A 6,928-nucleotide genomic window follows, 5' to 3' on the forward strand; every position below is an offset into this window, starting at 1 on the left:
TCCGGGACGAGACGGGCCGGGCCCGCCGGCGCGGCGTACTCATGCCGGGTTCCCGGCGAGAGCGTCGGCGCGCAGGCGGGCGGCGGCGCGCAGCAGCGCGGCGGACTCCGCCTGCTCCGGGTCCGGGGCGCGGTCGCCGTCGGCCAGCGCCAGCATCTCCCCGATGTCGGCGAGGCCGCCCAGCGCCTCCCGCACCGACCGGCCCAGCGCGGTGGTGTGGCCGCGCGCCTCGTGCCGGCAGAAATACGCCAGCTCGCAGGCGGCCAGGCAGTCGGGCGCGTAGCGGGCGGCCACCCCGGTCAGCGCGGCGGTCAGGGTCGCCGGGTCGGCGGTCAGGTCGGCGGTGAAACCGGCGGGCACCTCGGCGAGCAGATCGTCGATCCGGGCCATCCGGTCGAGCTGGCGGCGCAGCACCAGCAGTTGCTTGCGGACGTCGAGCAGGCTGGCCACCGGCCGGTTGGCGAAGTCGCGCGGGCAGACCAGCACCACCTCGTGCGAGACGAGATCCGGGTCGTGCCCGGCGGAGGCCAGCAGCTCGCGCAGCGCCAGCACGTAGACGCCCGACTGGATCGCGGCGGCGGAAACCTTCGCCGGGTCGGCCTGACCGTCGATCACCGGGAACGACTTGATCTCCACCACGTGGAAGCGGCCGCCGAGCCGGGCGGCGACCAGGTCCGGTTCCAGGTGCACCCGCCGGCCGGCCACGTCCAGCCCGAGCAGCGGATGGTCGAACAGCGCCGGCTCGTCACCGCCGCCGGTCAACGCCGCCCGGGACCGCTCGTGCCGGTCCGGCAGGTCCTCCGCGCCGCCCAGGTCCGTCCAGGTCGCGCCCGCCGGCACCGGTACGCCCAGCCGCTCCGCGACCAGCCGCAGCAACTCCGTCCCGCCGTCCGCCTTCACCTGGGCCTCGAAGGCGTTGCCCCGGGTGATGGCGAAGCGGGACTGGCCGAACCGGGCCGGGAAGCCGATCCGCTCGGCCAGCTTCGGCTTGTCCACCCCGGCGCTGTCCAGCACCGCCCGCCGGGTGCAGCCCGGGTTGCCGGTCAGCGCGGCGATGGTGCGGGCGTTGTGCCGCCGGGGCGGCACGCCGCCCCGGATGTCGGCCAGGCGCTGCGCAGTGTCCGTCACGACAGGCCACGATAGCCGCCCCTCGAATCAGCGCACGGTGAACAGGGTCGTGCCGTCGGCGGCGATCAGGTCCACGCTCCGCACGTCGATGCTCGACCGGGTCTGGGTGTCGGCGCGCAGGATCCAGGTGCGGTTCACCACCGGCGCCTCGACCAGGTCACCGGCGTCGGTGCGCCCGCGCACCCGCACCGCGTTTGCCGGGGCAGGGCCCAGCGCGATGACCCACGCCCCGACCGGCAGGGCGGAGAGCCGCCCGGTCAGACTGCCGTACCGGCAGGAACGAGGCGCGCAGTCCAGCGGATCCTGGCCGGGATCCACCTGCCCATCGATGAGGCGGCGCAGCTTTCCTGAGCGATCGGAGACGCAGTACGAGTACCGCGTGCCGTTCACCGCGGCCGCCGCCCGGCGACCGTCCGGCCAGGTCACCGAGTTGAGCAGCCGGTCGCCGTGACCGGACACCGGGCACTGGGCGGCCACCTCGGCTCGCTCGGCGGCGGGCATCCCGGACAGCGGCCGCCCCGGCCCCAGCTCGCCGAAGAGCAACCGGCTCACCGGCCCGACGAGGGAGCCGGCGACCAGCGCGCACGCCGCCACCAGCGCGGCGGCCAGCACCGGCCAGCCGCTGCGTGCCGGCCGCCGCTCAGCACGCGCCACGACGACGCCGACGGGCGGGGTGGGGAAGGTCCGGTCGGCGAGCGCCCGGTCCAGCACCGACCGGGTCCACTGTTCGCGGTCAGACATCGAGCTGCCCCCTCAGGGTCGCGAGTCCACGGTGCAGGAGCGCCTTGACCGTGCCGGGGGCGCAGCCGAGCGCCTCCGCGATCTCCCGCTCCGGCAGATCCAGGTAGTAGCGGAGGAAGAGGGCGGCACGCTGGCGTGGGCGTACATGGCGCAGGGCCGCCCGCACCGCCGGGCCGTCCACCGACGCCGGGGCGTACGGCGGGTCCGGATCGCGGAACGCGTGGCGGCGTTCCAGCACCCGCCGTCGTACCCAGGAGGTGCACCGGTTCGCGACCGCGCGCCGCAGCCACGGCACCGGGGCGCGGACCCGGTCACGGTGCCGGTAGAGCTCCACGAAGGTCTCCTGCACCAGGTCCTCCGCCGCCGCTGCGCTCCCCGTTGTCAGGTATGCGAACCGGACGAGCAGCGGAAACTGCTCCTCGTACACGGTCCTGAACCCGTCCTCGCCCAGCGACACCGGCTCGGCGACCTCCGTCCCCACCGCCATCTCCGCTCCAGTCCCGTCCATGCCCGGACGTCGAAGCTCAGGCGCACGAGTGGTGCGGTTGGTTGCACCGCCCCGGCGGCCGGGGCCACCACCGGCGCTAAGCGGCGGTCGGCCCGGCGGCCGGCTCCGCTTCGGTCACCGGCTCGGCCGGGCCGACGCGGGCCGCGCCCCGGCGGACCAGCACGGCGACGGTCACCGCGGCGGCCGCCGCCAGCCCGGCCATCGACCACAGCACCACCCGCAGCCCGCCGGTGAAGCCCGGGTCGGCGAGCCGCCCGGCGGTGGTGCTGGCCAGCACCGCCCCGACCACCGCGATGGCCACGGTCTCGCTGGCCAGCCGGGCCGTGTTGATCATCCCGGCGCCGGTCGCCGCGCGGGCCGGCGCGACACTGCCGATCGCGATGGCGTCGAGCAGCCCGATGGACAGGCCCACCCCGACCCCGATGGTCAGCAGCGGCCCGGCCAGCGTCGCGGTGTCCGCGTGCGGGCCGAGCACGCTGGCCCAGGCCGCCCCGACGGCGACCACGGCCACCGACACGACGGTGACCGCGGTGGCCGGGACCAGCCGGGTCAGCGCGCCGCTGACCAGCGGCAGCACCAGGGTGGGGGCGGTGAGCAGGATCAGCGTCGCGCCGGCCGCACCTGGGCTGAGCCCGACCACCGTGGTCAGGTACGACGGCAGGTAGACCAGCAGCGGCACCAGCACCGCCACGATGGTGGCCGCCGCCAGGCAGATGCCGACGAACCGGGGGCTCGCCAGCAGCGCCAGGTCGAACATCGGATCGGCGCGGCGGCGCTCCACCCGGACGAAGGCCACCAGCAGACCCGCCGCGGCAACGAACGCGGCAAGGATGACCGGTGCGGCCCAGCCGTACTCGGGGCCCTGCACGAAACCGAAGATGAGCAGCAGCAGCGCGGCCGTGAACGACACGGTGCCCGGCCAGTCGACCCGGCCCGGATTCGGCTGGCGGGACTCTGGCAGCAGCGGGACCAGGGCGAGCACCAGGCAGGCGGCCAGCGCCGGGACGGCGAAGACGGCCCGCCAGCCGAAGCCCTCGATGAGCAGCCCCGCGATCGACGGGCCGAAGGCGAGGCCGACGCCGATGGTCGTACCGAACACACCGAAGACGCGGGCCCGGGCCCGGCCCTGGAACGTGCCGGCGAGCAGGGCGGACGCGCTGGTCGCGGCGGCGGCCGCGCCGACCCCGGCGAGGGCACGGGCGACGTCGAGCAGCACGATGTTGCCGGCGACCGAGGCGAGCAGCCCGGCGGCGGCGAAGACCGCGACCCCGACGGCGTAGACCCGGCGGCGGCCGAACAGGTCGGCGAGCGCGCCGGTGGCGAGCATGAAGCTGGCGAAGGTGGCGTTGTAGCCGTTCACCACCCACTGCACGCCGGCCAACCCGGCGTTCAGGTCCCCGCCGATGTCGGGCAGCGCGACGGACGCGCCGGTCAGCGAGACCGGCAGCGCCAGGGTGGACAGCAGGACGGCCGCCAGCACGACGGCCGGGTGATTGCGCAAAGATTCTCCCCGTTCGGACGGCCGCCTCAGCCTAGTTCGGGCGCGGGGCGGCGGATCCCGGGACGGGTGCAGGATCACAGGCCGGTCAGCGTCCGGCGGAGCGGTTCCGGGGCGATCGGGGCGACCGGGCGCCGGCGCAGGGACGGCTGCGGCGGCGGCGCCGGCGGCCGGGCGCGCAGGGCGGGTGGGAGGCGGTGTGCAGCGGGGCGGTGACCAACTCATGGCCGACCAGCCAGCAGAGAAACCGGGCCATGGTCAGCCGACCGGGAGGCGCTCGGCCTCGGCTCGCGGGATGTCGTACTGAGCGCCGCAGAACGTGCACTGTTTCGTCCAGCGGGTGCGCACCGGGATCAGCGGGATGAAGAAGAGGGTGAACTTCGTGGCCCGCCGGGTGACGACCTGGGCCGCCTGGTTGCCGCAGTTGCGGCAGACCTCGGTGACGACGCCGGAGCGGACAACCCTGGTCCGGAGTCCGAAGATGAAGAACATCGCCCGGCAGTACCCCGGCCGGACCCGGAACACACCCACGAGTTTCTTCGCCCACGGCTGTCCGGATGCACGACCCCCGTTCGTCAGGCTGGGTGGAAGCACGACCGGAGGAGAGAAACGATGAAGTACATGATGCTCGTCTGCACCGACACCGAGCCGGCCCGGGACCCGAGCGCCGCGCCGGACATCGAGAAGTGGGTGGCCGAGCGGGACGCCAACGGCCAGCGCGTGACGGGCAGCCGCTTCGCGCCCCCGTCGGCGGCCACCACCGTCCGGGTACGCGACGGCGAACTGCTGCTCACCGACGGCCCGTTCGCCGAGACCAAGGAGGTGATCGTCGGCTTCGACCTCATCGAGTGCGCCGACCTGGACGAGGCCGTCGAGGTGGCCCGGGCCCACCCGATGGCGTACGGCGGGCGGATCGAGCTGCGCCCGCTGGTGGACTGATCCGGTTGACCGACGCGGCCGGGGCGGTCGCCGCCGCGGGTGCCGAGGCGTACCCGCGGATCGTCGCCGCCCTGATCCGCATCACCGGCGACTGGACCCTCGCCGAGGACTGCGCGCAGGAGGCCCTGGCCACGGCGCTGGAACGGTGGCCCCGTGACGGCGTGCCAGCCAATCCGGGCGGCTGGCTGATGACCGCCGCGCGGAACCGGGCCGTGGACGGGCTACGCCGGGCCACGGTGGAACGCCGCAAGCTGCGCGAGCTGGCGCTGCTCACCGAGCCGGAGCCGGCGCCACCGGAAGGAGACGTGGTGGACGACCGGCTGCGGCTCATCTTCACCTGCTGCCATCCGGCACTCGCCCTGGAGGCGCGGGTGGCGCTGACCCTGCGCACCGTGGCCGGGGTGCCGACCGCCCACATCGCCCGCGCGTTCCTGGTCAGCGAGTCGACCATGACCCGTCGCCTCACCCGGGCCAAGGCGAAGATCGCCGCAGCCGGCGTCCCGTACCGGGTGCCGACCGGGTCCGCGCTGGTCGAGCGGCTGCCGGGCGTCCTGGCCGTGCTCTACCTGCTCTTCACCCGCGGGTACGACGCGGACGGTGAGCCGGCGTTCGCCACCGAGGCGATCCGGCTGGCCCGCCTGCTCGACACCCTGATGCCCGAGCAGCCGGAGGTGGCCGGGCTGCTCGCGCTCTTCCTCCTGCACCACTCCCGCCGAGCCGCCCGGCGCGACGCCGACGGCAACCCGCTCACCCTCGAGCAGCAGGACCGCTCGCGCTGGGACCACGCTGGCGTCGCTGAGGGCGTCGCGCTGCTGGACCGGGCCGGCCACGGCCCGTACGCCCTCCAGGCCCGGATCGCCGCCTGTCACGCCACCGCCCGCACCGCCGCCGACACCGACTGGCCAGCCATCGCCCGCTGGTACGACCACCTGGTCGGGCTGCGCCCCACCCCGGTGGTCCGGCTCAACCGGGCGGTCGCCCACGGCTACGCGTACGGCCCGGCGGCCGGGCTGGCGCTGCTCGCCGAGGCGCGTTCCGGCGGTGCGCTGGATGACTACCCGCCGGCGCTGGCGGCGCAGGCCGAGCTGACCGCCCGGCATGGCGACCGGGACGCTGCCGCCGCCCTGTTCCGGGCTGCTGCCGAGGCGGTGGGCTCGGAGCCGGAGCGGCGGGTGCTGCTGCGCCGCGCGGCCGAAGTGACTCGGTGAGAACATCGGTCTTCCACCGAACCGGGAACGCCTGGAGGGGTGTTCCCGGAATCCACCCGGTTTGCGCAGGCCACGCGCGGGTACGCGGCGCCGATGATCGCACTGATCCTTGCCCTGCTGCTGGTGTGGTTGGTTCTGGTGGTCGTTGGGCTCCTGGTGAAGGGCCTGTTCTGGCTGTTCGTGATCGGGGCGATCCTGTTCGTCGCGACCGCCGTCGTCGGTTGGGTTCGCAGGCGGGTGTGAGCCCGCCTGCTGGTCCGGGCCGTGCTTGGACCGCTCGCGAACACACTGTTTAGGTGGGGCAGCGACTGCTGACCCACCCTTCTCGATGGCCCGGGATTGCCGGACCACGCGCGCTGGCCACCGCCGCGCTGGTCGGCGCGCCGGCCCCGGCCCTTGCCGCAGACCCGCTGCCCGACCTGTCCGTCTCGTTCGACCGCGACCCCGTCGCCGAGGTCGACAACAGCGGCACCACGGTCGGCATGTACGTCTACAACAACGGCGACGCCACCGCCACCGCGGTGAAGGTCACCCTCGGCCTGAGCAAGGTCGCCGAGTCGGTCACCGCGTCCGTGCCGGAGTGGACCGACGCCTGCAAGCTGGACGGCACGAAGGTCACCTGCACCGTCGGCGTGCTCCAGCCCGGCCAGGTCGAGACCCTGAGCCCGCTGTCGCTGGTCAGCAAGCAGGGCGCCAAGCCTGGCGACGCCGGGTCGGTCACCGTCACCATCGCCGCGCGGAGGACGACCAGGCGCCGGGCATGCCGCGGTGATCGCGCTCGGCGCGGTGCTGCTGGTGGTGTTCCGTCGCCGTCGCGTGGTGCTCCAGACCGTTACCTGTCAGTGCGCTCTTGCGACTGATCGGCATGTCCCGCCTTGCGGTGGGACGGTCCCGGTCTTATCCGCT

The 6,928-nt window shown here is 74.6% G+C and carries 9 protein-coding genes; 4 read left to right on the top strand and 5 right to left on the bottom strand.

What is annotated here, in order from left to right; translation table 11 throughout:
• Window positions 1-39: 39 nt before the first annotated feature.
• From ACY34I_RS24775 to ACY34I_RS24795, 5 genes are all read right to left on the bottom strand, one after another.
• Window positions 40-1,128, bottom strand: coding sequence for a hypothetical protein (locus ACY34I_RS24775; RefSeq protein ID WP_462757423.1), 1,089 nt, complete (start codon window positions 1,126-1,128; stop codon window positions 40-42).
• Between the two features lie 27 nt (window positions 1,129-1,155).
• Window positions 1,156-1,869: a hypothetical protein gene (locus ACY34I_RS24780; RefSeq protein ID WP_462757424.1), complete on the bottom strand. Its 714-nt coding sequence runs from the start codon at window positions 1,867-1,869 to the stop codon at window positions 1,156-1,158.
• Window positions 1,862-2,356 carry an RNA polymerase sigma factor gene (locus tag ACY34I_RS24785; RefSeq protein WP_462757425.1) on the bottom strand — a complete coding sequence of 165 codons (495 nt, stop codon included), beginning with the start codon at window positions 2,354-2,356 and terminating at the stop codon, window positions 1,862-1,864. Before ACY34I_RS24785 ends, ACY34I_RS24780 begins: the two co-directional genes overlap by 8 nt.
• 97 nt (window positions 2,357-2,453) lie before the next feature.
• A complete protein-coding gene (locus ACY34I_RS24790; protein ID WP_462757426.1) occupies window positions 2,454-3,878 on the bottom strand; it encodes an MFS transporter in 1,425 nt (474 codons plus the stop codon).
• Window positions 3,879-4,133: 255 nt separating this feature from the next.
• On the bottom strand, window positions 4,134-4,406 hold the full coding sequence (locus ACY34I_RS24795) for a zinc-ribbon domain-containing protein (RefSeq protein WP_462757427.1): 273 nt from the start codon (window positions 4,404-4,406) through the stop codon (window positions 4,134-4,136).
• A gap of 81 nt (window positions 4,407-4,487) precedes the next feature.
• Here ACY34I_RS24795 and ACY34I_RS24800 point away from each other — a divergent pair, with 81 nt between their 5' ends.
• From ACY34I_RS24800 to ACY34I_RS24815, 4 genes are all read left to right on the top strand, one after another.
• Window positions 4,488-4,814, top strand: coding sequence for a YciI family protein (locus tag ACY34I_RS24800; RefSeq protein WP_462757428.1), 327 nt, complete (start codon window positions 4,488-4,490; stop codon window positions 4,812-4,814).
• A 5-nt stretch (window positions 4,815-4,819) separates the two neighbouring features.
• Window positions 4,820-6,022 (top strand): RNA polymerase sigma factor, encoded by a 1,203-nt coding sequence (locus ACY34I_RS24805; protein WP_462757429.1) that lies wholly within the window; start codon window positions 4,820-4,822, stop codon window positions 6,020-6,022.
• Between the two features lie 93 nt (window positions 6,023-6,115).
• The gene (locus tag ACY34I_RS24810) at window positions 6,116-6,265 is read left to right on the top strand and encodes a hypothetical protein (RefSeq protein WP_187413650.1); all 150 of its coding nucleotides are present in this window, start codon (window positions 6,116-6,118) and stop codon (window positions 6,263-6,265) included.
• A 53-nt stretch (window positions 6,266-6,318) separates the two neighbouring features.
• Window positions 6,319-6,882 (top strand): hypothetical protein, encoded by a 564-nt coding sequence (locus ACY34I_RS24815; RefSeq protein ID WP_462757430.1) that lies wholly within the window; start codon window positions 6,319-6,321, stop codon window positions 6,880-6,882.
• Window positions 6,883-6,928: the final 46 nt, after the last annotated feature.

This window comes from Micromonospora sp. RTBAU3-60, from assembly GCF_054963695.1.

What these genes read in the sequence shown, in the direction of transcription:
- ACY34I_RS24810 (WP_187413650.1), top strand. Translation starts at nt 6,116, where the DNA reads ATGATCGCACTGATCCTTGCCCTGCTGCTGGTGTGGTTGGTTCTGGTG.
- ACY34I_RS24780 (WP_462757424.1), bottom strand. Translation starts at nt 1,869, where the DNA reads ATGTCTGACCGCGAACAGTGGACCCGGTCGGTGCTGGACCGGGCGCTC.
- ACY34I_RS24785 (WP_462757425.1), bottom strand. Translation starts at nt 2,356, where the DNA reads ATGGCGGTGGGGACGGAGGTCGCCGAGCCGGTGTCGCTGGGCGAGGAC.
- ACY34I_RS24800 (WP_462757428.1), top strand. Translation starts at nt 4,488, where the DNA reads ATGAAGTACATGATGCTCGTCTGCACCGACACCGAGCCGGCCCGGGAC.